Consider the following 26,874-nt stretch of genomic DNA (forward strand, 5'->3'; position numbering starts at 1 on the left):
ACAGTGGTGTCATGACCGGAAACCAGACAGAAACCCTGATCGGAATGCTCGTTGCCTTCGGACTCCTCGTCCTCATGGTCCTCCCCTCGGTGATCGGCATCGTGCGCGAGAAGCGCGTCGACCGTCAGCTCAGGGAGGCCCAGGAGGGAGAGGGGGCGCGGAAGGGGACTCAGAAGTCCTCGTCGAGGTCGACGGTGCCCTCCACCGCCACCTGGTACGCCGAGGGACGCCGCTCGAAGAAGTTGGTCAACTCCTGAACGCCCTGCAGCTCCATGAAGGAGAAGGGGTTCTCGGAGCCGTACACCGGGGCGAAGCCGAGGCGCGTCAGGCGCTGATCGGCGACGCACTCCAGGTACTGCCGCATCGAGTCGGTGTTCATGCCCGGGAGGCCGTCACCGCACAGGTCGCGCGCGAACTGCAGCTCGGCCTCGACGGCCTCCCTCAGCATGTCGGTGACCTGCTGCTCGAGTGCGTCGTCGAACAGCTCCGGCTCCTCCTTGCGCACGGTGTCGACGACGTCGAAGGCGAAGGACATGTGCATCGTCTCGTCCCGGAACACCCAGTTGGTGCCGGTGGCCAGACCGTGCAGCAGGCCCCGGCTGCGGAACCAGTAGACGTAGGCGAAGGCACCGTAGAAGAACAGTCCCTCGATGCACGCGGCGAAGCAGATGAGGTTGAGCAGGAAGCGGCGGCGGTCGGCCTTGGTCTCCAGCCGGTCGATCGACTCGACCGAGTCCATCCACTTGAAGCAGAATCCGGCCTTCTCGCGGATCGAGGCGATGTTCTCGACCGCCGCGAAGGCCGCGTTGCGGTCCTGAGGGTCGGGCAGGTAGGTGTCCAGCAGCGTCAGGTAGAACTGGACGTGCACGGCCTCCTCGAACAGCTGCCGGCTCAGGTACAGCCGCGCCTCCGGGGAGTTGATGTGCTTGTAGAGGGTGAGCACCAGGTTGTTCGCGACGATCGAGTCGCCGGTGGCGAAGAAGGCCACCAGCCGGCCGATGAGGTGCTGCTCCTCGGGGCTGAGCTTCTCCAGGTCGGTGACGTCCGAGTGGAGGTCGACCTCCTCCACGTGCCAGGTGTTCTTGATGGCGTCCCGGTAGCGCTCGTAGAAGTCCGGGTAGCGCATGGGGCGCAGCGTCAGTTCGAAGCCCGGGTCGAGCAGGTTCTTCGTGTTCTCGTTCATTACTGGCAGGCCTCGCAGGACTCGGGGTTTTCCAGGGAGCAGGCGACCGCGTCGGGGTCGGGGGCGGCCTGCGCGGGGACGGTGGTCCGGGCGGCGGCGCGGGCGATGCGGGTCGCCGGGCGCGAACGCAGGTAGTACGTGGTCTTCAGGCCCCGCTTCCAGGCGTACGCGTACATCGAGGAGAGCTTTCCGATGGTCGGCGTCTCCAGGAACAGGTTCAGCGACTGGGCCTGGTCGAGGTACGGGGTGCGGGCGGCGGCCATGTCGATCAGGCCGCGCTGCGGGATCTCCCAGGCGGTGCGGTACAGCGCGCGGACCTCCTCGGGGATCCAGCCGAAGTCCCGCACCGAGCCGTTCGCCTCGCGCAGCGCCTCGCGGGTGCGGGCGTCCCACACGCCGAGCCGCTTGAGGTCGTCCACCAGGTACGAGTTGACCTGGAGGAACTCGCCGGACAGCGTCTCGCGCTTGAACAGGTTGGACACCTGCGGCTCGATGCACTCGTAGGCGCCCGCGATGGAGGCGATGGTGGCGGTCGGCGCGATGGCCAGGAGCAGGGAGTTGCGCAGGCCGGTCGTGGCGACGCGCTCGCGCAGGGCCGCCCAGCGCTCGGGCCAGGTGTGCTCGACGCCGTAGTGGTCGGGGTGCAGCACACCCCGGGCGGTACGGGTCTTCTCCCAGGCCGGCGCGGGGCCGCTCCGCTCGGCGAGACCGGCGGAGGTCTCGTACGCGGCGAGCATGATCCGCTCGGCGATGCGGGTGGAGAGGGCCTTCGCCTCGGGCGAGTCGAAGGGCAGGCGCAGCTGGAAGAAGACGTCCTGGAGGCCCATCGCGCCCAGGCCCACCGGGCGCCAGCGGGCGTTGGAACGCCCCGCCTGCTCGGTCGGGTAGAAGTTGATGTCGACCACCCGGTCCAGGAAGGTGACGGCGGTGCGGACGGTGGCGTCCAGGCGCTCCCAGTCGATGTCCTGGGAGGCCGGGTCCACGAAGGCGCCCAGATTCACCGAGCCCAGGTTGCAGACCGCCGTCTCCCCGTCGTCGGTGACCTCCAGGATCTCCGTGCACAGGTTGGAGGAGTGGACGACGTGGCCCGGCTCGGCGGTCTGGTTGGCGGTGCGGTTGGCGGTGTCCTTGAAGGTCATCCAGCCGTTGCCGGTCTGCGCGAGGGTGCGCATCATGCGGCCGTACAGCTCACGGGCGGGGAGGGTCCTGCGGGCCAGACCCGCGGCTTCGGCCTCGCGGTAGGCGGCGTCGAACTCCTCGCCCCACAGGTCGGTCAGCCCGGGCACGTCGGCGGGGGAGAACAGCGACCACTGTCCGTCGGTGTCCACCCGGCGCATGAACTCGTCGGGGACCCAGTGCGCCAGGTTCAGGTTGTGGGTGCGGCGGGCGTCCTCGCCGGTGTTGTCCCGCAGCTCCAGGAACTCCTCGATGTCCGCGTGCCAGGTCTCCAGGTACACCGCCGCCGCGCCCTTGCGCCGGCCGCCCTGGTTCACGGCGGCGACCGAGGCGTCCAGGGTCTTCAGGAACGGCACGATGCCGTTGGAGTGCCCGTTGGTGCCCCGGATCAGCGAACCCCGGGCGCGGACACGGGAGTAGGCGATGCCGATGCCGCCGGCGTGCTTGGAGAGGCGGGCGACCTGGTGGAGCCGGTCGTAGAGGGAGTCCAGCTCGTCCTTGGGGGAGTCCAGGAGGTAGCAGGACGACATCTGGGCGTGCCGGGTGCCGGAGTTGAACAGGGTGGGGGAGGAGGGAAGGTAGTCCAGGCGGCTCATCAGCGCGTAGAGCGCGGCCACTTCGCCGAGGGCCCGTGGGGTGTCGTCCTCGGCGAGTCCGGCGGCGACGCGCAGCAGGAAGTGCTGGGGCGTCTCGACGGGCTTGCGGGTGACCGGGTGCCGGAGCAGGTAGCGGCTGTGCAGCGTGCGCAGCCCGAAGTAGCCGAAGCGGTCGTCGGCGGCCGGGTCGATCAGCGCGTCCAGGCGGTCCGCGTACAGCCGGACGAACTCGGCGGTGCGGTCGGCGATCAGGCCCTCGCGGTGGCCGGTGGCGACCGACTCGGTGAAGCTGGTGACGCCCTGGGAGGCGGCCTCGGCGCGGATGCCGATGGTCAGCAGCCGGGCGGCCAGCCGGGAGTAGACCGGGTCCTCGGAGATCAGACCGGCTGCCGCCTCGGTGGCGAGCTCGCGCAGCTCGGACTCGTCCGCGTGGGCGGACCGGCCGCGCAGTGCGGCGGCGGCGACCCGGCCGGGGTCGGCGTCGGGGAGGTCGGCGGTCAGCCCGGTCAGGGTCCGCAGCAGGGCGGCACCGGGGCCGTCGGGCTCACCGGTCGCCGGGGCCACCGGGGTCGCTGAGGTTGCTGAGGCCGTCACCGGGGTCGCTGAAACCGGGTCGGCTGGCGCGATGGTCACGTGGGGGCACTCCCTCGCTCGGCACGGGGCCTGGCGGAGGGCAGGGGCAGCTCACGAGCGCACGCGGCGTCGCGTCCACCGGCCCACTCCACGAGGCCCGGACGTCATGGCACCCGGACCGGGACGGTACGGGCGCACTGTCGACAGGTCCTCGGACTGGACTCGCGCACATGAGCGCACAAGTACACCGTTGCGGGACAGTTCCGGATTCGCACCGGATTCCCCTGCGGCGACAGCGAGCATGAGCATACATCTTGTGCCGGGTTCGGCGAACGCCCCCCAGATGTTGTGTCGCGGAGGGATCGTCGAGGGGTGGCGCGGGTGTCAGAGCGTCAGTTCGTAGGTGAGGAGCGTGATGTCGTCGAGCTCCGGCAGCGGCTTCCAGTCGCGGCCGGGGGTGCGGGTGAAGCCCAGTCGTTCGTAGAGGCGGTGGGCGGTGCGCATGGTGCGCTGGGTCGACAGCACGACGCGCGCGCAGCCCTCGACGGCCCGGGACCGGTCGACGCAGGTCCGTACGAGGGCCTCGCCCACCCCGCGTCCGCGTGCCTCGCGGGCGACGGCGAGCATGCGTATCTCGGCCTCGCCGGTCCGGGCGATGTCGGCCATCGGGCCACCGGACGGCACGAAGGTCACACCGCCGAGCACCCGGCCGTCCGCCGCCGCGACCAGCACCTCGGCGGCCGCCGCGCGCTTCGCCACGTCCCTCAGCTCACCGAGGTACGCGTCGTCCTCGCCGAAGTCGAGGAGGCCGTCGCGAAGATAGGCCCGCGCGGTGATCTCACCGAGGGTGCCGTACTCGTCCGTCGCCGCCTGCCGGATCACGAAGTCCATGACGCCGAGTGTGCCGGACGGGTACGACAACGGGCCGCCGGATTTCTCCGACGGCCCGCCGCGTACCGGTCGCGTACCGCAGGTCAGTGCGAGGTGCCCGCCGTGGCCGGCGGCAGCTCCGTCTCGACGCCCGGGTCGCCGGCGTCCGCCGTGTAGTCGCCGGGCTTGGTCTCGTCGACGCCGTCGGGCGCCTTGAGGGCCCTCATGAAGAAGGTCAGGACCACGGTGACCAGGACGTTCAGCACGAAGGCGGTGAGGCCGATGTAGCCGATCTCGCCGATGCCGGGGATCTCCTTCGAGGAGCCGCCGAAGTGCTTCTGCGTCGGCGAGGCGACACCGTACGCGGCGACCGTGCCGTAGACCATGCCGACCGCCCAGCCGCCGAGCAGCGCCCAGCGGTGGAACCAGCGGGTGAACAGGCCGCCGACCAGGGCCGGGAAGGTCTGCAGGATCCAGATGCCGCCGAGCAGCTGGAAGTTGATCGCGACCGTCTTGTCCATGCCGAGGACGAAGACCAGCGCGCCCACCTTCACCAGCAGGGACACCAGCTTGGAGACCTTCGTCTCCTGCGCCGGGGTGGCGTCCGGCTTGATGAAGTCCTTGTAGATGTTGCGGGTGAAGAGGTTCGCGGCGGCGATCGACATGATCGCCGCCGGGACCAGGGCGCCGATGCCGATCGCCGCGAAGGCCACGCCGGCGAACCAGTCCGGGAACATGTTCTCGAACAGCTGCGGGATCGCCAGCTGCCCGTTCTCCACCTTCACCCCCGCCGCGATCGCCATGAAGCCCAGCAGCGCGAGCAGGCCGAGCATCAGCGAGTACAGCGGCAGGATGGTGGTGTTGCGCCGGATCACCTCACGGCTGCGCGAGGACAGCGTCGCGGTGATCGAGTGCGGGTACATGAAGAGCGCGAGCGCCGAGCCGAGCGCCAGGGTGGCGTACGTCCACTGGCCGCCGTGGTCCGGCACCAGTCCGCCGTTGCCCGACTCGGTGAACTTGTCGTTCGCCGCGGCGAAGATGTCGTCGAAGCCGCCGAGCTTGATCGGGATGTAGATGATGGCCACCGCGATCACGATGTAGATCAGCGTGTCCTTGACGAACGCGATCAGCGCGGGTGCGCGCAGCCCCGACGAGTAGGTGTACGCCGCCAGCACGCCGAAGGCGATCAGCAGGGGCAGGTCCTTGATGAACCAGTTGGTGTCCTCACCGCCGCCGACGCCCATCACGTCCAGCACGGCCTGGATGCCGACCAGTTGCAGCGCGATGTACGGCATCGTGGCCAGGATGCCCGTCACGGCGACCGCCAGCGACAGCCCCTTCGAGCCGAACCGGCCGCGCACGAAGTCCGAGGTCGTCACGTACCCGTGCTTGTGGGAGACCGACCACAGCCGCGGCAGGAAGGTGAAGATCAGTGGGTAGACCAGGATCGTGTACGGCACCGCGAAGAAGCCGGCCGCGCCTGCCGCGTAGATCGCCGCCGGTACGGCCACGAAGGTGTACGCGGTGTACAGGTCGCCGCCCAGCAGGAACCAGGTGACCCAGGTGCCGAACGAGCGGCCGCCCAGGCCCCACTCGTCGAGGCTCTGGTCGTTCGCGGCCCGGCGCCAGCGGGCGGCCAGGAAGCCCATGGCGGTGACGAGGACGAAGAAGAAGATGAAGACGGCGAGTGCGACGCCGTTCACGCCGTCGTTCACTTGGCCCCGCCTTCCCGGCGGGCGCGCTGGTCACGCTGCCACAGCTTGTAGGCGATCACCGTGAGCACGGTGGAGACGATCACCCACGCCATCTGGTACCAGTAGAAGAACGGGATGCCGATGAAGGCCGGGTCCGTCTCCGCGTACGAACCCACCCACAGCATGGCGACGAACGGTGCGGCAAGGCAGAGGCCGATGACGACGCGCACCGGCGTCACCGTCGGCCCTCTGCTCACTTCCGGGGCTTGTGACATGCGGTGGCTCCGTCCCCTCGCTGATCACCTCGTGCAGTGCGCACGAAATGTAGGGGACGGTGTCGAGACAGCGGAAGACCTCGTCCGTATATCGGTCCTCAACCGCGACTTCGTGGTCACGCGTGCGGGGGTTTGCCTGGAACGCCCCGCGGCCGGCGTCAGTCCTGGGGCCGCTTCAGCCGGGCCACGAACTTGTAGCGGTCGCCCCGGTACACCGAGCGCACCCACTCCACCGGCTGGCCCGTGCGGTCCTGCGAGTGCCGGGAGAGCATCAGCATGGGCAGGCCGACGTCGGTGCCGAGCAGGCCGGCCTCGCGGGGTGTGGCCAGGGAGGTCTCGATGGTCTCCTCGGCCTCGGCGAGATGGACGTCGTACACCTCGGCGAGCGCGGTGTAGAGGGACGTGTACTTCACCAGGGAGCGGCGCAGCGCCGGGAAGCGCTTGGCCGACAGGTGGGTGGTCTCGATGGCCATGGGCTCGCCGTTGGCCATGCGCAGCCGCTCGATGCGCAGCACCCGCCCGCCGGCCGTGATGTCCAGCAGCCCGGCGAGCCGGTCGTCGGCGGTGATGTAGCCGATGTCCAGCAGCTGGGAGGTGGGTTCGAGGCCCTGCGCCCGCATGTCCTCGGTGTACGAGGTGAGTTGCAGGGCCTGCGACACCTTCGGTTTGGCGACGAAGGTGCCCTTGCCCTGGATGCGTTCCAGGCGGCCTTCGACGACCAGTTCCTGAAGGGCCTGGCGCACCGTCGTGCGCGAGGTGTCGAACTCCGCGGCCAGCGTGCGCTCCGGCGGGACGGGGGTGCCCGGTGTCTGGGTCCGGGTCATGTCGAGCAGATGCTTCTTCAGGCGGTAGTACTTGGGCACGCGCGCGGTACGGACGGTCGCCCCACCCTCGTTCTCCGCACTGCTGACGTCGGTGCTCATGCTCTGCCTTCCCGGCTCCGGGTGCCGAAGCGACCGCTATCCCTGTCGGCCACGGCTCACATCGTGGCACGGCTCCGCGCCGGGATGGTCCCGCACGCTCCGTGATCCCTTCTGTATACCTGCGCGACCCCCGTTGGTCTAGTCCACAGCGCCGCCGGGAGTCGCTGGTACGCGCGCTCAGAACCGTACCGGCACGTCATCGGGCGGGCGGTGGTACACCCGGTCCCGGTCCGTCCGATCTGTCGCTTGCGCAATGAAAGGTCCCTGCATATCTCGGTCGCATCACGGACGCGTAGAGCGCGCTTGAACACCCTTGACAGCCCTATTGGTCTGGGCCAAGCTCCCCCTACTGGTCTACACCATTGGTCCAGGTCCCGGCCCCATGGGCGGTCCGCGTCGACGAGCAACCGCGGGGAGGCAGGGGGGTTGTGTGGCATCCCTGAGGAGGGTTGGCGTGAAGCGCAAGCTGATAGCCGCGATCGGTATCGCGGGCATGATGGTCTCGGTCGCGGCGTGCGGGGGCGACAGCGGCGACGACGGCAAGAAGGCCGGGGCGGACGGTTACGCCGGCGAGACGCTCACCGTGTGGGTGATGGACGGTTCCTCGCCCGACCAGTGGCAGAAGGACGTCGCCACGGCCTTCGAGGAGAAGACCAAGGCGAAGGTCAAGTTCGAGATCCAGACGTGGAACGGCATTCAGCAGAAGCTGACCACCGCGCTCTCCGAGGAGAACCCGCCTGACGTCTTCGAGATCGGCAACACCCAGACCCCGGCGTACGCCAAGACCGGCGGCCTCGCGGACCTGAGCGACCTCAAGGCCGAGATCGGCAAGGACTGGACCGAGTCCATCAACGCGTCCTCCGTCTTCGAGGACAAGCAGTTCGCGGCGCCGTGGTTCGTCGTCAACCGCGTGGTCGTCTACAACAAGAAGGTCTGGGCGGACGCGGGCATCAAGGAAACCCCCAAGACCCGCGACGAGTTCTACGACGCCCTCAAGACGATCGGTGAGAAGACCGACGCCGAGCCGATCTACCTGCCGGGCCAGAACTGGTACCACTTCGTCGGCCTGGCGATCGGCGAGGGCGCCGAACTGGTCAAGAAGGACGGCGACAAGTACGTCTCCAACCTCGACGACCCGAAGATCACCGCCGCGATGGAGACCTACAAGAAGTTCCAGTCGCTCTCCAAGGCACCCAAGGACAAGGACGAGGCCACCCCGCAGCAGGGTGAGGTCTTCGCCAAGGGCGACGTCGGCGCCTTCATCGGCATGGGCTGGGAAGCCGCCACCGCGATCAAGGCCAACCCGAAGATCGAGAAGGACATCGGCTACTTCACCATCCCGGGCGAGACCGCCGCTGAGCCCGAGGGCGTCTTCCTCGGCGGCTCCAACCTCGCCGTCGCCGCGGGCAGCAAGCAGCAGGAGCTCGCCAAGGAGTTCCTCAAGATCACGCTGTCCGACAAGTTCGAGGGCGAGCTGGCCAAGGCCAACGGCGTCACCCCGAACAAGAAGTCGCTGCTGGGCAACCTGGAGGGCAACCCCGCCGCCGAGGCCGGCTCGCCGGCCGTCGCCTCCGGTGGCACCACTCCGCTGATCCCGGAGTGGGCCGCGGTCGAGAACGCGCCCAACCCGATCAAGACCTACATGACCGCCGTGCTGAAGGGGAAGTCCCCGGCCGAGGCGGCCGAGCAGGTCGAGGAAGAGTTCAACAAGCGCCTGTCGCAGCAGCAGTAACACCGGGTGAGCCGGGGCGGGAGGCCGGACGACGGCCCTCGCCCCGGCGACCGTACGAGGGTCGACGTAGACAGGTCGAGAAGAGAGATCGCGAGCATGACCGTGCAGACCGAACCGCCGCCCTCCGGCCCGGCGGACGTCCGCAAGGCGGACGACGAGGGCAGCGGCGGGCCCAGACAGAGAACCGCGTCGCGCGCCGGCGCGCTCGTCCCGTACCTGTTGCTGCTGCCCGCCTGCGTGGCCACCGTGCTGCTGCTCGGCTGGCCGCTGCTGAAGGACATCCTGCTGTCCTTCCAGAATCTCAACATGACGCAGCTGATCCAGCACGTCACCGAGTGGAACGGCGTCGACAACTACACGGAGACCCTCACCAGCGAGCACTTCTGGCGGGTCACACTCCGGTCGATCCTGTTCGCGGCGGTCAACGTCGCCCTGATCATGATCCTGGGCACCCTGGTCGGCCTGCTGCTCGCGCGCCTCGGCAAGCGGATGAGGTTCACCCTGCTGCTCGGTCTGGTGCTGGCCTGGGCCATGCCGATCGTGGCCGCCACCACCGTCTACAAGTGGCTGTTCGCCCAGCGCTTCGGTGTCGTCAACTGGGTCCTGGACAAACTCGGCTGGCACTCCATGGCCGACTACAGCTGGACCAGCAGCCAGATGTCGACGTTCTTCGTCGTCACCCTGCTGATCGTCTGGCAGTCCATCCCGTTCGTCGCCATCAACCTCTACGCGGCGACCACCACCATCCCGAAGGAACTCTACGAGGCCGCGTCCCTCGACGGCGCCGGCGCCTGGCGGAGCTTCGTCGCGGTCACCATGCCGTTCATGCGGCCGTTCCTCTACGCGACGACCTTCCTGGAGATCATCTGGGTCTTCAAGGCGTTCGTGCAGGTCTACACCTTCAACCAGGGCGGGCCCGACCGGCTCACCGAGATCCTGCCCGTCTACGCGTACGTCGAGGGCGTCGGCAACCAGCACTACGGCATGGGTGCGGCGATCGCCGTGCTGACCATTCTGATCATGCTCGGTCTGACCGCCTACTACCTCAGGATCGTGCTCAAGCAAGGGGAGGACGAGCTGTGAAGCGCTCACTCTTCGGCCGCCTGTGGCCCAACATCACGGCCGTCGTCCTGTTCATCGGCTTCGCCTTCCCTGTGTACTGGATGTTCTCCACGGCCTTCAAGCCGACCGGCGACATCATCACGGAGGACCCGGTCTGGTTCCCGACCGACTTCACCTTCGATCACTTCAAGACGGCGACCGAAGCCGACCACTTCTGGTCGTTCGTCACCAACTCGCTGACCGTCACCGTCCTCGCCGTCGTCTTCTCGCTGATCATCGCGCTGGCCGGCTCCTTCGCCCTGGCACGGATGCGGTTCAAGGGGCGGCGCGGTTTCGTCATCGGCTTCATGCTGGCCCAGATGGCGCCCTGGGAAGTCATGATCATCGCGATGTACATGATCGTGCGGGACGCGTCCATGCTGAACAGCCTCGTGCCGCTGACGCTCTTCTACACGATGATGATCCTGCCCTTCACGATCCTGACGCTGCGCGGCTTCGTCGCCGCCGTGCCCAAGGAGCTGGAGGAGTCGGCGATGGTGGACGGCTGCACCCGCGCCCAGGCGTTCCGACGGGTCATCCTGCCGCTGCTCGCGCCGGGTCTGATGTCGACCTCGCTGTTCGGCTTCATCACCGCCTGGAACGAGTTCGCGCTGGTCCTGGTCCTGAACAAGGACGCCGAGGCCCAGACGCTGCCGGTGTGGCTGACCAGTTTCCAGACCGTCTTCGGCGACGACTGGGGTGCGACCATGGCCGCCTCCTCCCTCTTCGCCGTCCCGATCCTGATCCTCTTCGTCTACCTCCAGCGCAAGGCCGTCAGTGGCCTGACCGCCGGCGCCGTGAAGGGATAACGCGACCGATGACAACCATCGCCAGGGCCACCGACACCCTCACGCGCGACGCGCTCACCGTCCTCCAGCCCGGCTTCACCGGCACCACCGCCCCCGACTGGCTGCTGCGCCGCCTCGGCGAGGGCCTGGCCTCCGTCGGTCTGTTCGGACGCAACATCGCCTCGGCCGAGCAGGTGGCCGCGCTGACCGCACAGCTGCGCGCCGAACGCGAGGACGTCCTCGTCGCCATCGACGAGGAGAGCGGCGACGTCACCCGGCTGGAGGTGCGCACCGGTTCCTCCTTCCCCGGCAACCTCGCCCTCGGCGCGGTGGACGACGTCGGGCTCACCAGGGAGGTGGCCGCCGAGCTGGGCCGGCGGCTCGCGGCCTGCGGCGTCAACCTCAACTGGGCCCCGTCCGCCGACGTGAACTCCAACCCCGACAACCCGGTCATCGGAGTGCGCTCCTTCGGCGCCGACACCGGCCTGGTCGCCCGGCACACCGCCGCCTACGTCACCGGCATGCAGTCGGCGGGCGTGGCCGCCTGCACCAAGCACTTCCCGGGCCACGGGGACACGGGCGTCGACTCGCACCACGCCCTGCCGCTCATCGACGTGGACGCCGCGGTGCTGGCAGAACGCGACCTGGTCCCCTTCCGCGCGGCCATCGCCGCCGGCAGCCGCGCGGTGATGAGCGCCCACATCCTGGTCCCGGCCCTGGACCCGGACCGTCCGGCAACGTTGTCCCGCCGCATCCTGACCGACCTGCTCCGCGGCGAACTGGGCTACGACGGCCTGATCGTCACCGACGGCATGGAGATGCAGGCCATCGCGGGCACGTACGGCATCGAACGCGGCAGCGTCCTGGCCATCGCGGCCGGCGCCGACGCCATCTGCGTGGGCGGCGGGCTGTCCGACGAGGACACCGTGCGGCGGCTGCGCGACGCCCTCGTCGAGGCGGTCCGCTCGGGCGAGCTGCCCGAGGACCGCCTGGCCGACGCGGCGGAACGCGTCCGCGCCCTGGCCCGCTGGAGCGCGACGCACCGGACGGACACCCGGAGCCCCGAGACGGCCCACCGTGACGGCGACGGAAGCGGGGCCCGGGACGGCGACGGGAGCGAGGCCCGGGACGTGGGCGGGAGCGAAGACGTGGGCCTACGGGCCGCGCGCCGCGCCGTACGGGTCACCGTCGCCGAGGGCTTCACCCCCCTCACCGACCCCCCGTACGTCGCCGCTCTCACTCCCGTCGCGAACATCGCGGTCGGCGACGAGACCCCCTGGGGCATCGCCGCCGAGCTCTTCCGCCTGCTCCCCGGCACGGAGACCGGCAGCTTCACCGGCCCGGACGCCGGGAACGAGGTGCTGGCCGCGGCCGGCCCGCGCCGTGTCGTGGCCGTCGTCCGCGACGAGCACCGTCATCCCTGGATGGCGGCGGCCCTCGACACCCTGCTCGCGGCCCGTCCCGACACGATCGTGGTCGAGATGGGCGTCCCGCGGGCCCGCCCCCGTGGCGCCCTCCACCTGGCCACCCACGGCGCGGCCCGCGTCTGCGGCCGGGCGGCGGCGGAGGCCATCGCGGGGATGTAGCGGGTACGCCCCCTGCACCCCCGCGCAGCGGGTACGCCCGCCGGTACACCGAAGGCGCCGGCTCCCTCGGTTGAGGGCCGGCGCCTTCGGTGTGCGGTGGGGCCGGTGCGGGCGCGCTGCTCGTGGTTCGCCTCGCTGCCTTGCCTTGCCTTGCCTCGCCCAGGGCCCCTGGGACAGGTGAGGCCCGCGCCCCCACGGGCCGTGGTGCCGGGCGTCTTCGTGGCGTCCGCGAGCGCAACCGTCGGTACGGCGTCCGCGAACGCGCCCGTCGGTACGACGAAGGGCGCCACCCCCGATGTCAGGAGACCGGCGCCCTTCCCGCACGCGGCCGCGCGGCTTCGGGTCTGAGCAGGACCGCAGGCTCAGATGCCCTGCCAGTCGGGCTTGTGGGCGTAGGTGTGCCGGAAGTAGTCGGCGAGCTTCAGCTTGGAGGCGGCGGCCTCGTCGACGACGACCGTGGCGTGCGGGTGGAGCTGGAGCGCGGAGGCCGGGCACACGGCCGCGAGCGGTCCCTCGACGCTCGCGGCGACCGCGTCCGCCTTGCTCTCGCCGGTGGCGAGCAGCACCACGTGCCGGGCCTCCAGGATGGTCCCGATGCCCTGCGTCATCACGTGGTGCGGCACCTGCTCGATGTCACCGTCGAAGAAGCGCGCGTTGTCGACGCGGGTCTGCTCGGTGAGCGTCTTGATCCGGGTCCGCGAGGCGAGCGAGGAGCACGGCTCGTTGAAGCCGATGTGCCCGTCGGTCCCGATCCCCAGCAGCTGGAGGTCGACCCCGCCGGCCTCGCCCAGTGCCTTGTCGTACGCCTCGCAGGCCCCCTGCACGTCCGCGGCCGTGCCGTCGGGGCCCATGAACGCGTCCATGCCGATCCCGAGCGGCTCGAGCACCTCGCGCCGCAGCACCGAGCGGTACGACTCGGGGTGATCCGCGGGGAGTCCCACGTACTCGTCGAGCTGGGCTATCCGCGCTCGCGCGGTCTCCACCGCGCCCGCGCGCGTCCTGGCCGCCAGCGCCTCGTACACGGGCAAGGGCGTCGAGCCGGTGGCCACCCCGAGCAGGGCGTCGGGCTTGCGCCGGAGCAACTGCGCCATGGCCTCGGCTATGAGCTCGCCGCCCGCCTTGGCATCCGGAACGATGACAACTTCCACGCTTGCCTGCCGTTTCGAAGAGAGGACTCACCCGGGGTCCGGGACTGGCTGTGTCTGACCCTATGTGGTTTAGACCAATCTAACAGAGCCGGACCCCGCGGGCGCGTCGAAACCGGTCGGGGGACCCCTTGAACCGGCCGGGCGGGTCGCGGCGTTGCGCCGGTGTCATGTCAGTGATCCGCCCGTCGCGTCCACCCAGCTTCCCGTGACCCAGCGGCCCCCGTGCGAGGCGAGGAACGCGACCACGTCGGCCACCTCGGCCGGCGCCCCCACCCCGCCCAGCGCGGAGAGCGCCGCCGCCCGGTCCCAGCCGCCCGCGCTCCCGTGCAGCAGCTCGGCCGTGTTGTCCGTGTCGATGATGCCGGGGGCCACCGAGTTCACCGTGATGCCTCGGGTGCCCAGCACCTTGGAGAGGTCACGCGAGAACACGTCCAGCGCACCCTTCGTCATCGAGTACGCCATGTTGTCCGGCATCACCGCGGTGCGGGCCAGCCCCGAGGAGATGTTGATGACCCGGCCACCGTCGCGCAGCCGGCCCATGCCGTGCTTGAGGATGAAGAACGGCGCCTTCACGTTGACGGCGAAGACCGCGTCGTACTCCTTCTCCCCTATGTCCCCGATAGGGGGTGTGTTGCCGATGCCCGCGTTGTTCACCAGGATGTCCACCCCGTCGGCGTGCCGGTCGAACTCCTCCCACAGCGCCTCGGCGGCCCCGGGGGCGCCCAGGTCGGCCCTGATCGCGAACGCCGAGCCCCCCGCCGCCTCGATCGCGGCGACCGTCTCCTTCGCCGCCGCCTCGTTCCTGCCGTAGTGCACCGCCACCCGGGCGCCGTCGCGTCCCAGTCGCTCCGCGATGCCTCGCCCGATCCCCCTGCTCGCCCCCGTGACGAGAGCCGTCCTGCCCGCGAGAACTCCCTGTACGCCCATGCCGGCGCCCCCTTCTCATTTCTCTAGCGGTCGCTACAGAAATGACCGTACAGCACTCCGGCGACATTTCTCTAGTGCCCGCTATAAAATGCATCCCATGGTGAGCAGCGAGAAGAGCGGACAGGCAGGGGCGCAAGCTCGGGGCGCCGCGGCCAGGACGCGTGGCCGGCCCCGCTCCTTCGACCGGGCGACGGCACTGGAGAAGGCGCTGATGGCGTTCTGGGAGCGCGGGTACGAAGCCACGTCCGTCTCCGACCTCACTCGGGTCATGGACATCGGCGCCCCGAGCCTGTACGCCGCCTTCGGCGACAAGCGCTCGCTCTTCGAGGAGGTCGTCCAGGAGTACGGCGTGCGGTACGGCTCCTTCGGTACCCGTGCCCTCACCGAGGAGCCGACCGCCCGCGCGGGGATAGAGCGGATGCTGCGCGAGGCCGCCGTCGAGTACACGGCCCCCGGCCGGCCGCACGGCTGCCTCGTCATCCATGCGGCTGTCAACTGTTCGACCTCCGAGGTCGAGGAGTCCCTGCGGGAGCGGCGCAACGCCAACATCGCCGGGATCGAGGACCGGATCCGCGCCGACGTGGCCGCGGGCGCGCTGCCGCCGGACACCGACGCGGCCGCGCTCGCCCGGTACACCGGCGCCATGATCCAGGGCATGTCCCAGCAGGCGCGCGACGGCGCGAGCCGGGCGGAGCTGGAGGCGCTCGCGGAAATTGCCCTGGCCGTCTGGCCCCGTGTGTGAGCCAACAGGGTTAGGCTTTGGCCGGATGCTCGGGTGTCCGAGTAGTCCACGGAACGCGACAACGACAAACATCGTCCCTCACATGGACACGATGAGTGGTCTAGTCCACAATGGCCATAGAGAACCTTGTAGTGGGACACGTGCCGTGACCTTCGTGCAAGGTGATCGTCAGGCTTCCGCCTTCCCCGCACAGGAGGGCGGACCGAGGAACCGGAGCTCTCTGCCCTGACTGCCCCGGCTCCTCATCCTTCGGCCGACCGGGACCGCACACCCCACGGCCGATGTTGCTCCGGGCTGCGGTGCCGGGAGGGCTGAGGGTCCCTCTCAGGCGCCGCGGCCCGCGGGTGTCTCCAGGGCCGGATCCGGACCGGCGGCGGTGGAATCCGGATGGTTTCGAGCGCTGTCCGTACCGCCAGGTACGCTCAGCCACGTGCCCTCCATGAACGAACTCGTACGCCAGCACACAGCACTCGACGACTCAGACCTCGAGTGGCTCCACCTGCTGGTCTCGGAGTGGCAGCTCCTCTCCGACCTCTCCTTCGCCGACCTGGTCCTGTGGGTACCCACCCGCGACGGCACGCGCTACGTCTCCGTCGCCCAGATGCGGCCCAACACCGGACCGACCTCGTACCAGGACGACATGGTCGGCCACCTGGTCCCGCGCGGCCGGCGCCCCATGCTGGACGCCGCCCTGGACGAGGGCCGGATCGTGCGCGAGGGCGACCCGGAGTGGCGCGAGGAGGTCCCGGTCCGCGTCGAGTCCATCCCCGTGCGGCGCCAGGGGCGCGTCCTCGGTGTCATCGCCCGCAATACCAACCTGCTCACCGTGCGTACCCCGAGCCGCCTGGAACTCACGTATCTGCAGAGCGCGTCGGACCTCGCGCAGATGATCGCGGCAGGCGCCTTCCCGTTCGAGAACCAGCAGGTCGACATGGACGCCTCGCCCCGTGTCGGCGACGGCCTGATCCGGCTCGACGCGGACGGCATCGTCCAGTACGCCTCCCCGAACGCCCTGTCGGCCTACCACCGTATGGGCCTCGCCGCCGACCTGGTCGGCCACCATCTAGGCCGGACCACCGCCGAACTCGCCCCCTCCCGCGGCCCGGTGGACGAGGCGCTCGCCAAGGTGGCCAGCGGTTGGGCGCCGCGCGAGTTCGAGATCGAGGCGCACGACGGTGTGATCCAGTTCCGCGCCATCCCGCTCAAGCCGAAGGGCACGCGCATCGGCTCGCTGGTGCTCCTGCGCGACGTGACGGAACTGCGCCGCCGTGAGCGGGAGTTGATCACCAAGGACGCCACCATCCGGGAAATCCACCACCGGGTGAAGAACAACCTGCAGACGGTGGCGGCACTGCTGCGCCTCCAGGCCCGGCGCATCGAGTCCGACCGGGGGCGCGAGGCGCTCGAAGAGGCCGTGCGCCGGGTCGGGTCGATCGCGATCGTGCACGAGACGCTGTCTCAGACCCTGGACGAGCGGGTGGAGTTCGACGAGATCGCCGACCGCGTGCTGGCGATGGTGGCCGAGATCTCACCGGGCAAGGTCACCGGCCGGCGCACCGGTCGCTTCGGCATCCTGGACGCCGAGGTCGCGACCCCCCTGTCGATGGTGCTGACCGAGATCCTTCAGAACGCCCTGGAGCACGGTTTCCGTGAGGGCGACACCGGCACGGTCGAGGTCTCCGCGGTCCGCGGCGGTACGACGAAGGAGGTCCGGCTACTGGTCACCGTCCAGGACGACGGCGTCGGTCTGCCCGAGGACTTCGATCCGCACCGCTCCGGCAACCTCGGCCTGCAGATCGTCCGCACCCTGGTGGAGGGAGAGCTGGGCGGCACCTTCGACATGATTCCGGCCCCGGAACGCGGCACCCGGGTGATCCTGGACATCCCGGTACCCACGGAGAAGTAGACGGCGAGAAGGACCCCGCGGTCCGCGGGGTCCGCGGGGTCCGCGGGACAGCAAAAAGCCCCGGACCGGTGAAGGTCCGAGGCCAGTGCTCGTGCGATCGCATCGGGGTACTGCGCGCTGCGGCTCGGGAGCGGGGGTTGTGTACTCGCTGTACACGCCGCCAAGCTCAGGCTGTCAGCAGGGGTGGATGGTCAGGCGGAAGCCTGACGAGCCCGGTTGCGGGCGGCACGGCGCTTCATTGCGCGGCGCTCGTCCTCGCTGAGACCACCCCAGACGCCGGAGTCCTGGCCGGACTCGAGCGCCCACTGCAGGCACTGCTCCATGACAGGGCAGCGACGGCAGACGGCCTTGGCTTCCTCGATCTGCAGCAGCGCGGGACCGGTGTTGCCGATGGGGAAGAAGAGCTCGGGGTCTTCCTCGCGGCAAACGGCGCGGTGACGCCAGTCCATGGCTGCTACCTCTCCTTGGTATTACATGCGGGATGCTTGTGAATGTGAACGCTTTCACGAATCCCTCAACAAGGGAAGGGCCTACCGCCAGGTTGCCCTGACGTGGTCCTGTGGTTTGAAGAGGGGTTCTGGTGATCTGTGGAGGCCGGTCTTGCGGGCCGTCCCGATCGCCAAGTAGAGACTCGCAAACCTCGGCGGCGGATACAACCCCTTCCGGAAAGTTTTTTTAGATTCTGCGGTGTCGACTAGGTCACAGCCGTACTTCTATGGGGTGGACCCTGGTCTAAACGTTCGAGTGAAAGGACTTTCGCCCCTTCTGCTCACACAATCACACGCAGTGCACGGCGAACGCCTGTGAACGTCACGCTAGTCCGCAGCCCCAGGTGGTCACCGTCCATCTGGAGGGGGAGTGGCACCTTCGATTGCAAGGTGAACTCGGTCATATCGTGCAGGGAGACGGCGTGCCGGCCCCGGGGTCCGCGCTCGGGGGACGAAGTGAGCAACTGGGTGCCATACCGGGCAACCGCCGCCGTCGACAGGCGGTGGAGGCCGAAGACGTCGAGCCCGGTATCGAACGAGGCTTCGGGCGACGCGTAGATCGGACGGTTGCCGAGAAACGTCCAGGGGCACGTGTTCGAAACTATGGACAGCACCAGGTCGGTGACCGGGTCCTCGCCGGGCCGCTCCAGGGTGATCGTTCCGCTGCGGCGGTGCGGCTCGCCGATGAGCGCGCGCATCACCTGACGGACGTAGAGGGCGTGTGTCGACTTCTTGCCGCGCTCGCGGTGCTGCTCCACGCGGCCGACCACGCCGGCGTCGAATCCCAGTCCCGCGTTGAACGTGAACCAGCGGGCCGGGACCGCCTCGTCGTCCGACCCCGGCGTGCCCGACGCCAGGCCGAGTCCGACGGTCCGCTCACTGCCCTCGCGCAGCGCGTCCAGCAGGGCGCCGGTGGCCTCCACCGCGTGGTTGGGCAGACCGAGGGCGCGGGCGAAGACGTTGGTGGAACCGCCGGGGACCACCGCGAGGCCGGGCAGGTGCTCCGGGGCGGGGCCGGCGTGCAGCAGACCGTTGACGACCTCGTTCACCGTGCCGTCGCCGCCGAGGGCGACCACCAGGTCGACGTCGTCGCTCCGCGCCGCCTGCCGGCCGAGGTCGCGCGCGTGGCCGCGGTACTCGGTGGTGACCGCTTCGAGCTTCATCTCGCTCGCGAGGGCGTGGATCAACACGTCGCGCGTACGCGCACTCGTGGTGGTTGCCGCCGGATTGACCACGAGAAGTGCACGCATGGTTTGCAGGGTACCTACTGGGTGGTACTCGGCCCAGTCCGAGGTGAGGATCGCCACGGGTGCGGGGCGCGGGCGGTTTCCCGCGGGCGCGGGACGCGTGCGGTGCGTCGTCGGGGGCGGTACGGCCTGGTGCGGTGGTACGGCGGACGCGCTCGCGGGTGCCGGTGCGCCGAGGGCTACCCTTCAGGGGTGAGCAGTGAGCAGAACCCCACCCCCGAAGCCGCCGAAGAGGCGGGCCCTCGTCCCGGCCGGCTGACCGCCGCGGCCGCGCTCGCCGCACTGGAGGGGCTGGCGCTCGTCGTCGGCGGCGCCTGGATGCTCGTGCTGGGCCTGACCGGTCACCCCGACGACCGGACCTCGGCCATCACGGGTGGTATCACCCTGATCGTCCTCGCGCTGCTGCCCCTGCTCGCCGCCCGCGGTCTGATCGGCCGACGCGGCTGGAGTCGTGGGCCCGCGGTCATCACGCAGATCATGGCGCTGCCCGTGGCGTACAACCTGTTGCAGGCCGACAGCGTCGCCATCCCGGCGGGCATCGTGCTCGGTGTCGTGGCCGTCACGGCGCTGGTGCTGCTCGTGAACCCCGCGACCACCCAGGCCCTCGGTATCCGGGGACCCAGCAGCGCCCAGAAGTGACCGGTGAGTGACCGCTGGGAAATGACCGCTGCCCGGCGGTGACCGGCGCAAGAGCCGCCCGGTGGTCTCCGGGCGCCGACGGCTGCTCCTCGGCTACTCCTCGACCAGCAGCTTCTCCCGCAGCTGCGCCAGCGTGCGCGCCAGCAGCCGCGATACGTGCATCTGCGAGATCCCGACCTCCTGCGCGATCTGCGACTGGGTCATGTTGCCGAAGAAGCGCAGCAGCAGGATGCGTTTCTCCCGCGGCGGCAGATCCTCGAGCAGCGGCTTGAGCGACTCCCGGTACTCGACACCCTCCAGGGCCTCGTCCTCGGCGCCGAGGGTGTCGGCGACCGCCGGGGACTCGTCGTCGGTGTCCGGGACGTCCAGGGACAGCGTGGAGTACGCGTTGGCCGACTCCAGGCCCTCCAGGACCTCCTCCTCCGAGATCGCCAGTTTCTCGGCGAGCTCGTGGACCGTGGGGGAGCGCCCGTGCAGCTGTGAAAGCTCCGCCGTGGCCGTCGTCAGGGCCAGCCGCAGTTCCTGCAGCCGGCGCGGGACGCGCACCGCCCAGCCCTTGTCCCGGAAGTGCCGCTTGATCTCACCGACGACCGTCGGGGTCGCGTACGTGGAGAACTCCACCCCGCGCTCCGGGTCGAACCGGTCGACCGACTTGATCAGTCCGATGGTGGCGACCTGGGTGAGGTCGTCCAGGGGCTCGCCGCGGTTGCGGAAGCGGCGTGCGAGGTGCTCGACGAGCGGCAGATGCATGCGGACCAGCCGATTGCGCAGCTCCGCGTACTCGGGGCTGTCCTTCGTCAGCGTGCGCAGCTCGGCGAACAGGAGACGCGCCCCGCTACGGTCCTGCGGGTCGTGCCGCGTGCCCTGCGTGCCCCGTGCACCCGGCGCGCCGTCCTCGGAGTGTCGCTCGTGCTCGCTCATCGTCCCGCCCGTTGCCCTTTCCCGAGCCCTCGCCTCCGCTCGGACGGGACGGACGGGGGTGTCCCCGGTCCGCTGCCCGTCGCCCGGGACGACGGCCCCGGGCGAGGCCTCGTCCTCCGGATGCGGCCGGGCCTGCTCGGGAATGCCGTCGATGCCGTCCGCCATGCGCCGGGCCTCGTTCTCAGAACGTGTGCCCTCGGCCGGCAGCTCCCCTGTGCCGCGCTCTTCGTCCCGCACCGGCCCGTCCCCGTTCCTCACGTCGGCCCGGGTCCCGCGCCGCGCTGTTTGTAGAGGCTGATCGAAACGGTTTTGTCCTCGTCCACGGCGGAGGAGACCTTGCCGGCGAGCGCGGACAGCACGGTCCAGGCGAAGGTGTCCCGCGCCGGGGCGTGGCCGTCCGTGGTCGGCGCCGAGACGGTGACCTCGAGCGAGTCGTCGACGAGGCGGAAGACGCAACTGAGCACCGAGCCGGGCACGGCCTGCTGAAGCAGGATCGCGCAGGCCTCGTCCACTGCGATGCGCAGGTCCTCGATCTCGTCGAGGGTGAAGTCCAAACGGGCTGCGAGGCCGGCCGTCGCCGTACGCAGCACCGACAGGTAGGCACCCGCGGCCGGCAGCCGGACTTCGACGAAGTCCTGGGTCGCGGGCTCGCCTGCGATCTGGGACACCCTCACCTCCAAGGTGGTACAAGCGTTACAGGGCCGAGGGCCGCCCCTCGGGGTAACGCGATACATGGTTCAGCGGTGACGTTATCGCGCTCCGAACTTTCCTGTCCCCGAGACCCCAACCCCTTGCTGTCACTCATAGTAAACACATGAACACGCACAGTGGCTAGGGGTTCGGCGGGCTCAAATCGGAAGAGCGCGCGCCGGGTTGACGTACCCAGGCGCCAGACGGTCGAACCGTCCCGGGCACAGGTCACACGAGGACGTGGTCGACGAAGCACCAGCGCCAGTTCTCCCCGGGCTCGAAGGTCCGTATCACCGGGTGGCCGGTGTCCTCGTGGTGCGCCGTCGCGTGCCGCCTGGGCGAGGAGTCGCAGCAGCCGACGTGCCCGCAGACGAGGCACAGCCTCAGCTGCACCGGGTCCGTGCCCTCGGCCAGACACTCCGGGCAGGTCTCGCTCCGCGGTTCCGGTTCCGGGTGCGGCAGCGCGTCGGCGTGCGTGCACTGTTTCATGATTGCCAGGTTACGTCGGGTGTGCGCAGGGCCGCGCGGAAAGAGAGCGGGCGAGGACGATGGACGTGATGCCGCTGCTGATGCTGGTGGCGGGCAGCGCCGCGATCGCGGCGGCGGGACGGCGGGTGCCCGTGCCGGCGCCGCTGCTGCTGGTCGCGGTGGGCCTGGCGGTGAGCTATGTCCCCGGCGTGCCCGACTACACCCTCGACCCGCACATCGTCCTGCCGCTGCTGCTGCCCCCGCTGCTCCACACGGCGGCCACCGACAGCTCCTACCTCGACCTGCGGGCCCAGCTGCGGCCCGTGGCGCTGCTGTCCGTGGGCTACGTGCTCTTCGCGACCTTCGTCGTCGGCTGCGCCGCGTACCTGATCGTGCCCGGTCTGCCGCTGACCGCGGCCCTGGTGCTCGGCGCGGTGGTGGCGCCGCCGGACGCGGTCGCGGCCACGGCGGTCGCGCGCCGCGTGGGGCTGCCACCCCGGATCACGACCATCCTCCAGGGAGAGTCCCTGGTGAACGACGCCACCGCCATCACCGCCTTCAGGGTGGCGCTCGCCGCGGCGGTCGGCGAGGGCGCCACCTGGGCCGGGGGGATCACGGAGTTCCTGATCGCGGCGATCGGCGGCGTCGGCGTCGGACTGGTGCTGATGGTGCCGCTCCAGTGGCTGCGCACCCACCTGAGGGAGGCGCTGCTCCAGAACACGCTCTCGTTGCTGATCCCCTTCGTCGCCTACGCGGTCGCCGAGCAGGTGCACGCCTCCGGGGTGCTCGCGGTGGTGGTCGTCGCCCTCTGTCTCGGCCACCGCGCGTGGCAGGTCGACTTCGCCACCCGTCTCCAGGAGGAGGCGGTGTGGAAGATGGTCGCGTTCGTCCTGGAGTCGGCGGTGTTCGCGCTGATCGGACTCCAGCTGCCCGTCGTCCTCGAGGGCCTCGGGGGGTACGAGGGTGCCGACGTCGCGTGGTACGCGGTCGCCGTCTTCCTGGTGGTCGCCGTGGCGAGATTCGTGTGGGTGTACCCGGCGACCTTCCTGCCGAGGCTGTCGGCACGCGTCCGCGCGCGCGAGGGTGACCTGTCCTGGAAGGGGCCGTTCGTGATCGGCTGGGCCGGAATGCGGGGCGTGGTCTCGCTGGCGATCGCCTTCTCCATCCCGCTCACCGTGCACGGCGGCGAGCCCTTCCCCGAGCGCGACCTGCTGCTGTTCTTCACCTTCACCACGGTCATCGGCACTCTCGTCGTCCAGGGCGTCACCCTGCCGCCGTTGATCCGTCTGCTGAAGTTCCCCGCTCACGACGTACAGGCCCGGACGCTGGCGGAAGCCAACGCGCAGGCGCAGGCCTCCCGCGCCGCCGAGCAGCGCCTGGACGACCTCCTCGCCGACGAGCGCGACGCCCTGCCTGCCCCGCTCGCCGACCGCCTCCGCACGGTTCTGGAGCGCCGCCGCAACGCCGTGTGGGAACGGCTCGGGCAGGTCAACCCCGTCACCGGGGAGAGCGTCGACGACACCTACCGGCGGCTGTCCCGGGAGATGATCGGCGCGGAGCGGGAGGTCTTCGTCCGGTTGCGGGACGGCCGCTACATCGACGACGAGATGCTGCGGACGCTGCTGCGCCGGCTGGACCTGGAGGAGGCGGCGGCGTACCGGGAGACGGCGTAGCGGCCCGGCGGCGACCGGGTCGCCGGCGGTGCGTCGTGGGTCCGGCGGTGTGCGGGCGGTCCGAGGCGGCCCGCGGTGCGGGCGGTCCGAGGCGGCCCGCGGTGCGGGCGGTCCGACGCGGCCTGGGCGAGGCGGGGCGCCTCGCGCGCGTGCGGCGCCGGACACCGGAGCGAGCCCCGCCGGTCGGCCGGGGCCGCGCGGGGTCCGTTCAGGGAAAGGGGCGGCCCGTGACGACCGCCGTCAGGGTGGTCCCGCGAGGGAAGGCGCCCTCCTCGGTGAGGGCGAGCAGGGCGTGGAGCGCCTTGGCGACGTAGACGCGCTCCACGGGGAGGCCGTGGCGGTGTTCGAAGTCCTCGGCGAAGGAGTCGAGCTCGGGAGTGGTGCGGGCGTAGCCGCCGCAGTGGAAGCGGTCGTCGAGGCTCCAGGAGCCGCGGACCCCGCCGAACGCGCGCTCCTGGAGGCGCCGTATGTCGTCGGTCAGGAAGCCGCCCTTCAGTACCGGTATCCCCAGCGTGCGACGGCCCGCGGGGAGGCCGGCGGCCAGCCCGGCGAGCGTGCCGCCGGTGCCGCAGGCGAGCGCGACCACGTCGGTGTGCTCGCCCAGTTCCTCCCCGAGGGCCCGGCAGCCGCGGACGGCCTCCGCGTTGCTGCCGCCCTCGGGAACGACGACCGCGTCCTCGGCGTCCACCGAGCGCAGGAGGGCCGCCAGAATCTCCGGTTCGGTCTTGCGGCGGTACGTCGAGCGGTCGACGAAGTGCAGCCGCATGCCGTCGGCCGCGCACCGGGCCAGGGAGGGGTTGAGCGGCCGGCCGGCCAGTTCCTGACCGCGTACCACACCCACCGTGGGCAGCCCGAGCAGTCGGCCGGCGGCGGCCGTGGCGCGCAGGTGGTTGGAGTAGGCGCCGCCGAACGTGACGACGGCACGACCGCCCGCCATGGCGAGATTCGGCGCCAGTTTGCGCCATTTGTTGCCGACCAGTTCGGGGTGGATCAGATCGTCCCGCTTGAGTAGCAACCGGACACCGCGACGTTCGAACCGCCCGTCGGCGATCTCCTGCAACGGTGAGGGCAGGCGAGGTCGCAGGAGGGCGGGGCCGGAGGTGTCGGTGTCGTTCACCCTGCCATTGTCACGCCGCCGGTGCGCGGCGCACGGTCACTTCAGCCGGTCCCGGATCCGCCCCCGCATCGACGCCATCGTGAACCCCCGGGGGTCGACCTTCCCCGGCTGCCATTCGAGGTGGCCGATGACGGAACGTTCGTTCCACCCGTGGTGGCGGCAGACCGCGGCCGCGGCCCGCTCGATCGCCTCCAGCTGTGCCGCCGGCCACGGATCGTCGCCGTCGCCCAGGTTCTCGCACTCGAAGCCGTAGAAGTGCCGGTTGCCGTCGGTGTTCGTCTCGTTGTCCCTGGGCAGCCCCTTCTCCGCGATCACCGCGCGCAGGACGTCGTCGTCGCCGAACCCGGCGTGGTTGGCCCGGCCGTACCCGATCAGGTGGACCTTGCCGTCCTTGGTGATGACCCCGTGGCACAGCGGCCCCGGCAGGCCCTCGTAGCCCTTGCGGCAGATCTCCACGGTCCGTTTGCTGCCCTTGGTGACCGTGTGGTGGATCATCACGCCGTGCACGGGCCCCCACGGGCCCTTGTGGTTGCGGTTGTGGTCCCGCCAGTCGCCGACCTGGACGACGGTGAGGCCCTCTGCTTTCAGTGCCTTGAGGAAACTGCTCGCGGACATGGGTGAGGCCACGGCCGACTCCTTCACGCTGCGCGACGACCGCCCGGCGCGACCGCCTCGTACCGTGCTTGTACCGAAACGGAGTGCTTCCTAGTACTTGTTCGGTCCGTGTGCGATCCGATCCGGACAATCTTGTCCCGGCCAACAGCCCGGACGGGACCGGACAAGACGCCGAGCCGCCGAACAAGCTCTCCTATCTGCCCCGGTCTCCGGTGATCCATTCCCGCTCGTTCGGGTAATAGCACCGGCACGCTCCGTGAGGAAGGCTGGGCCCCGCACATCGATGCCGGGCACAGCCGCCCGGCACGACCGGAGGGGCAATTCCTTATGTCGGTAGGCGAAGAGGTCCGCACCGAGCAGACCAGGCCGCAGCAGAGTCTTGGCACGGCGGCCGCGCGGAACCTGGCCACCACGACCAAGTCCGTACCTCAGATGCAGGAGATCAGCTCTCGCTGGCTGCTGCGCACGCTTCCCTGGGTCGACGTCCAGGGCGGCACGTACCGGGTGAACCGGCGCATGACCTTCGCCGTGGGCGACGGCCGGGTGACGTTCGTGAAGACCGGCGACCGCGTCGAGGTCATCCCCGCCGAGCTGGGCGAGCTGCCGGCCCTGCGCTCGTACGAGGACGAGGAGGTGCTCTCGGAACTGGCACAGCGCTGTGTGCAGCGGGAGTTCGGCCCCGGTGAGGTGATCGCCTCGTTCGGCGGCCGGGCCGACGAGGTCTACCTGCTGGCGCACGGCAAGGTGGAGAAGGTCGGCACCGGCCCCTACGGCGACGACGCGGTGCTCGGCGTCCTCGCCGACGGCTCCTACTTCGGCGACCAGGCGCTGCTCGACGGGGACGCCATCTGGGAGTACACCGCCCGCGCGGTCACCGCCTGCACGGTGCTGGTGCTGCCCCGCCAGGAGGTGGAGCAGATCGCGGAGCGCGCGGACTCGCTGCGCACGCACCTCGAGGAGCGGCGCTCGATCCCCGAGCAGCGCACCAACAAGCTCGGCGAGAAGGCCATCGACCTCTCCGCCGGTCACAGCGGTGAGCCGGACATCCCGCACACCTTCGTCGACTACGAGGCCCGGCCCCGTGAGTACGAGTTGAGCGTCGCCCAGACCGTGCTGCGCATCCACTCGCGGGTGGCCGACCTCTACAACCAGCCGATGAACCAGACCGAGCAGCAGATCCGGCTGACGGTCGAGGCGCTGAAGGAGCGCCAGGAGCACGAGCTCGTCAACAACCGCGAGTTCGGCCTGCTGCACAACTGCGAGTACGACCAGCGGATCCAGCCGCACGACGGCGTGCCCGGCCCGGACGACCTGGACGAACTGCTCAGCCGCCGGCGCGGTACCAAGCTGCTCCTCGCCCACCCGCGTGCGATCGCCGCCATCGGACGCGAGCTCAACAGGCGCGGGCTCGTCCCCGAGACCATCGACATCGCCGGCAACCGCATCCCGACCTGGCGCGGTGTTCCGATCTACCCGTGCAACAAGATTCCGGTCACCGAGTCCCGCACGTCCTCGATCATCGCGATGCGTACCGGTGAGCAGGACCAGGGCGTCATCGGCCTGCGTGCCACCGGCATCCCTGACGAGATCGAGCCGAGTCTGTCGGTGCGCTTCATGGGCATCAACGAGCAGGCCATCATCAAGTACCTGGTCACGGCCTACTACTCGGCCGCGGTCCTCGTACCGGACGCGCTCGGCGTCCTGGAGAACGTCGAGATCGGCCGCTGGCAGTGACGCCAGTGCCCCGAACGCCGTGTTCCCGCCCTTCGGGGCGGGTACACCCCCGGGGGTACGGA

The 26,874-nt window shown here is 70.1% G+C and carries 24 protein-coding genes and 1 riboswitch; of the genes, 9 read left to right on the top strand and 15 right to left on the bottom strand.

The window, feature by feature from the left end; all coding sequences use genetic code 11:
* Positions 1–169 precede the first annotated feature (169 nt).
* The 6 genes from ACH4NX_RS12565 to ACH4NX_RS12590 all read right to left on the bottom strand — a co-directional run bounded on the left by ACH4NX_RS12565 (position 170) and on the right by ACH4NX_RS12590 (position 7,290).
* A complete protein-coding gene (locus ACH4NX_RS12565; protein ID WP_351390512.1) occupies positions 170–1,183 on the bottom strand; it encodes a ribonucleotide-diphosphate reductase subunit beta in 1,014 nt (337 codons plus the stop codon).
* On the bottom strand, positions 1,183–3,588 hold the full coding sequence (locus ACH4NX_RS12570) for a ribonucleoside-diphosphate reductase subunit alpha (protein ID WP_398128855.1): 2,406 nt from the start codon (positions 3,586–3,588) through the stop codon (positions 1,183–1,185). The genes ACH4NX_RS12565 and ACH4NX_RS12570 overlap by 1 nt, the downstream gene beginning before the upstream one ends.
* Before the next feature lie 146 nt (positions 3,589–3,734).
* Positions 3,735–3,812: riboswitch (cobalamin riboswitch) on the bottom strand.
* Between the two features lie 100 nt (positions 3,813–3,912).
* Positions 3,913–4,419, bottom strand: coding sequence for a GNAT family N-acetyltransferase (locus ACH4NX_RS12575; protein WP_351390508.1), 507 nt, complete (start codon positions 4,417–4,419; stop codon positions 3,913–3,915).
* Positions 4,420–4,502: 83 nt separating this feature from the next.
* Positions 4,503–6,113: a monocarboxylate uptake permease MctP gene (gene mctP / locus ACH4NX_RS12580; protein ID WP_398128854.1), complete on the bottom strand. Its 1,611-nt coding sequence runs from the start codon at positions 6,111–6,113 to the stop codon at positions 4,503–4,505.
* The gene (locus tag ACH4NX_RS12585; protein WP_398128853.1) at positions 6,110–6,367 is read right to left on the bottom strand and encodes a DUF3311 domain-containing protein; all 258 of its coding nucleotides are present in this window, start codon (positions 6,365–6,367) and stop codon (positions 6,110–6,112) included. The genes mctP and ACH4NX_RS12585 overlap by 4 nt, the downstream gene beginning before the upstream one ends.
* 158 nt (positions 6,368–6,525) lie before the next feature.
* Entirely contained in the window at positions 6,526–7,290 is a 765-nt protein-coding gene (locus ACH4NX_RS12590; protein WP_003973740.1) for a GntR family transcriptional regulator, read from the bottom strand.
* Between the two features lie 454 nt (positions 7,291–7,744).
* Here ACH4NX_RS12590 and ACH4NX_RS12595 point away from each other — a divergent pair, with 454 nt between their 5' ends.
* The 4 genes from ACH4NX_RS12595 to ACH4NX_RS12610 all read left to right on the top strand — a co-directional run bounded on the left by ACH4NX_RS12595 (position 7,745) and on the right by ACH4NX_RS12610 (position 12,497).
* Positions 7,745–9,022: an extracellular solute-binding protein gene (locus tag ACH4NX_RS12595; protein WP_351390501.1), complete on the top strand. Its 1,278-nt coding sequence runs from the start codon at positions 7,745–7,747 to the stop codon at positions 9,020–9,022.
* A gap of 96 nt (positions 9,023–9,118) precedes the next feature.
* Positions 9,119–10,105: a sugar ABC transporter permease gene (locus ACH4NX_RS12600; RefSeq protein WP_351390498.1), complete on the top strand. Its 987-nt coding sequence runs from the start codon at positions 9,119–9,121 to the stop codon at positions 10,103–10,105.
* Complete coding sequence (locus ACH4NX_RS12605; protein WP_351390495.1) at positions 10,102–10,932, top strand: carbohydrate ABC transporter permease; 831 nt, start codon at positions 10,102–10,104, stop codon at positions 10,930–10,932. Before ACH4NX_RS12600 ends, ACH4NX_RS12605 begins: the two co-directional genes overlap by 4 nt.
* Before the next feature lie 8 nt (positions 10,933–10,940).
* A complete protein-coding gene (locus ACH4NX_RS12610; RefSeq protein ID WP_351390492.1) occupies positions 10,941–12,497 on the top strand; it encodes a glycoside hydrolase family 3 protein in 1,557 nt (518 codons plus the stop codon).
* Positions 12,498–12,859: 362 nt separating this feature from the next.
* Here ACH4NX_RS12610 and nagB read toward each other — a convergent pair whose 3' ends face one another.
* On the bottom strand, positions 12,860–13,645 hold the full coding sequence (gene nagB, locus ACH4NX_RS12615; RefSeq protein ID WP_351390489.1) for a glucosamine-6-phosphate deaminase: 786 nt from the start codon (positions 13,643–13,645) through the stop codon (positions 12,860–12,862).
* A gap of 165 nt (positions 13,646–13,810) precedes the next feature.
* Positions 13,811–14,572, bottom strand: coding sequence for an SDR family oxidoreductase (locus ACH4NX_RS12620; protein ID WP_351390486.1), 762 nt, complete (start codon positions 14,570–14,572; stop codon positions 13,811–13,813).
* A 97-nt stretch (positions 14,573–14,669) separates the two neighbouring features.
* On the opposite strand from ACH4NX_RS12620, the gene ACH4NX_RS12625 reads away from it, so the two are divergent.
* On the top strand, positions 14,670–15,314 hold the full coding sequence (locus ACH4NX_RS12625) for a TetR/AcrR family transcriptional regulator (protein WP_351390484.1): 645 nt from the start codon (positions 14,670–14,672) through the stop codon (positions 15,312–15,314).
* 430 nt (positions 15,315–15,744) lie between these two features.
* The gene (locus tag ACH4NX_RS12630) at positions 15,745–17,220 is read left to right on the top strand and encodes a PAS domain-containing sensor histidine kinase (protein WP_351390481.1); all 1,476 of its coding nucleotides are present in this window, start codon (positions 15,745–15,747) and stop codon (positions 17,218–17,220) included.
* A gap of 191 nt (positions 17,221–17,411) precedes the next feature.
* Here ACH4NX_RS12630 and ACH4NX_RS12635 read toward each other — a convergent pair whose 3' ends face one another.
* The gene (locus ACH4NX_RS12635) at positions 17,412–17,669 is read right to left on the bottom strand and encodes a WhiB family transcriptional regulator (RefSeq protein ID WP_003973730.1); all 258 of its coding nucleotides are present in this window, start codon (positions 17,667–17,669) and stop codon (positions 17,412–17,414) included.
* A 320-nt stretch (positions 17,670–17,989) separates the two neighbouring features.
* The gene (locus tag ACH4NX_RS12640) at positions 17,990–18,958 is read right to left on the bottom strand and encodes a diacylglycerol/lipid kinase family protein (RefSeq protein WP_398128852.1); all 969 of its coding nucleotides are present in this window, start codon (positions 18,956–18,958) and stop codon (positions 17,990–17,992) included.
* A gap of 189 nt (positions 18,959–19,147) precedes the next feature.
* Here ACH4NX_RS12640 and ACH4NX_RS12645 point away from each other — a divergent pair, with 189 nt between their 5' ends.
* Positions 19,148–19,594: a hypothetical protein gene (locus ACH4NX_RS12645; RefSeq protein WP_351390474.1), complete on the top strand. Its 447-nt coding sequence runs from the start codon at positions 19,148–19,150 to the stop codon at positions 19,592–19,594.
* A gap of 93 nt (positions 19,595–19,687) precedes the next feature.
* Here ACH4NX_RS12645 and ACH4NX_RS12650 read toward each other — a convergent pair whose 3' ends face one another.
* The 3 genes from ACH4NX_RS12650 to ACH4NX_RS12660 form a co-directional block, all read right to left on the bottom strand.
* Entirely contained in the window at positions 19,688–20,773 is a 1,086-nt protein-coding gene (locus tag ACH4NX_RS12650) for an RNA polymerase sigma factor SigF (protein ID WP_398128851.1), read from the bottom strand.
* Positions 20,770–21,183 (bottom strand): anti-sigma regulatory factor, encoded by a 414-nt coding sequence (locus ACH4NX_RS12655; RefSeq protein WP_217167603.1) that lies wholly within the window; start codon positions 21,181–21,183, stop codon positions 20,770–20,772. Before ACH4NX_RS12655 ends, ACH4NX_RS12650 begins: the two co-directional genes overlap by 4 nt.
* A 250-nt stretch (positions 21,184–21,433) precedes the next feature.
* Positions 21,434–21,694 carry a UBP-type zinc finger domain-containing protein gene (locus tag ACH4NX_RS12660; RefSeq protein WP_351390468.1) on the bottom strand — a complete coding sequence of 87 codons (261 nt, stop codon included), beginning with the start codon at positions 21,692–21,694 and terminating at the stop codon, positions 21,434–21,436.
* A 59-nt stretch (positions 21,695–21,753) separates the two neighbouring features.
* Here ACH4NX_RS12660 and ACH4NX_RS12665 point away from each other — a divergent pair, with 59 nt between their 5' ends.
* Positions 21,754–23,346 carry a Na+/H+ antiporter gene (locus tag ACH4NX_RS12665; protein ID WP_398128850.1) on the top strand — a complete coding sequence of 531 codons (1,593 nt, stop codon included), beginning with the start codon at positions 21,754–21,756 and terminating at the stop codon, positions 23,344–23,346.
* A 208-nt stretch (positions 23,347–23,554) separates the two neighbouring features.
* Here the strand turns inward: ACH4NX_RS12665 and ACH4NX_RS12670 are convergent, their stop codons facing one another.
* Both ACH4NX_RS12670 and ACH4NX_RS12675 read right to left on the bottom strand, forming a co-directional pair.
* A complete protein-coding gene (locus ACH4NX_RS12670) occupies positions 23,555–24,463 on the bottom strand; it encodes a 1-aminocyclopropane-1-carboxylate deaminase/D-cysteine desulfhydrase (RefSeq protein ID WP_398128849.1) in 909 nt (302 codons plus the stop codon).
* A gap of 36 nt (positions 24,464–24,499) precedes the next feature.
* The gene (locus ACH4NX_RS12675) at positions 24,500–25,078 is read right to left on the bottom strand and encodes an N-acetylmuramoyl-L-alanine amidase (RefSeq protein ID WP_351390714.1); all 579 of its coding nucleotides are present in this window, start codon (positions 25,076–25,078) and stop codon (positions 24,500–24,502) included.
* 327 nt (positions 25,079–25,405) lie between these two features.
* Here ACH4NX_RS12675 and ACH4NX_RS12680 point away from each other — a divergent pair, with 327 nt between their 5' ends.
* Positions 25,406–26,812: a family 2B encapsulin nanocompartment shell protein gene (locus tag ACH4NX_RS12680; RefSeq protein ID WP_351390459.1), complete on the top strand. Its 1,407-nt coding sequence runs from the start codon at positions 25,406–25,408 to the stop codon at positions 26,810–26,812.
* Positions 26,813–26,874 lie beyond the last annotated feature (62 nt).

It is taken from the genome of Streptomyces sp. NPDC017225 (assembly GCF_044331465.1).
GTDB lineage: Bacteria > Actinomycetota > Actinomycetes > Streptomycetales > Streptomycetaceae > Streptomyces.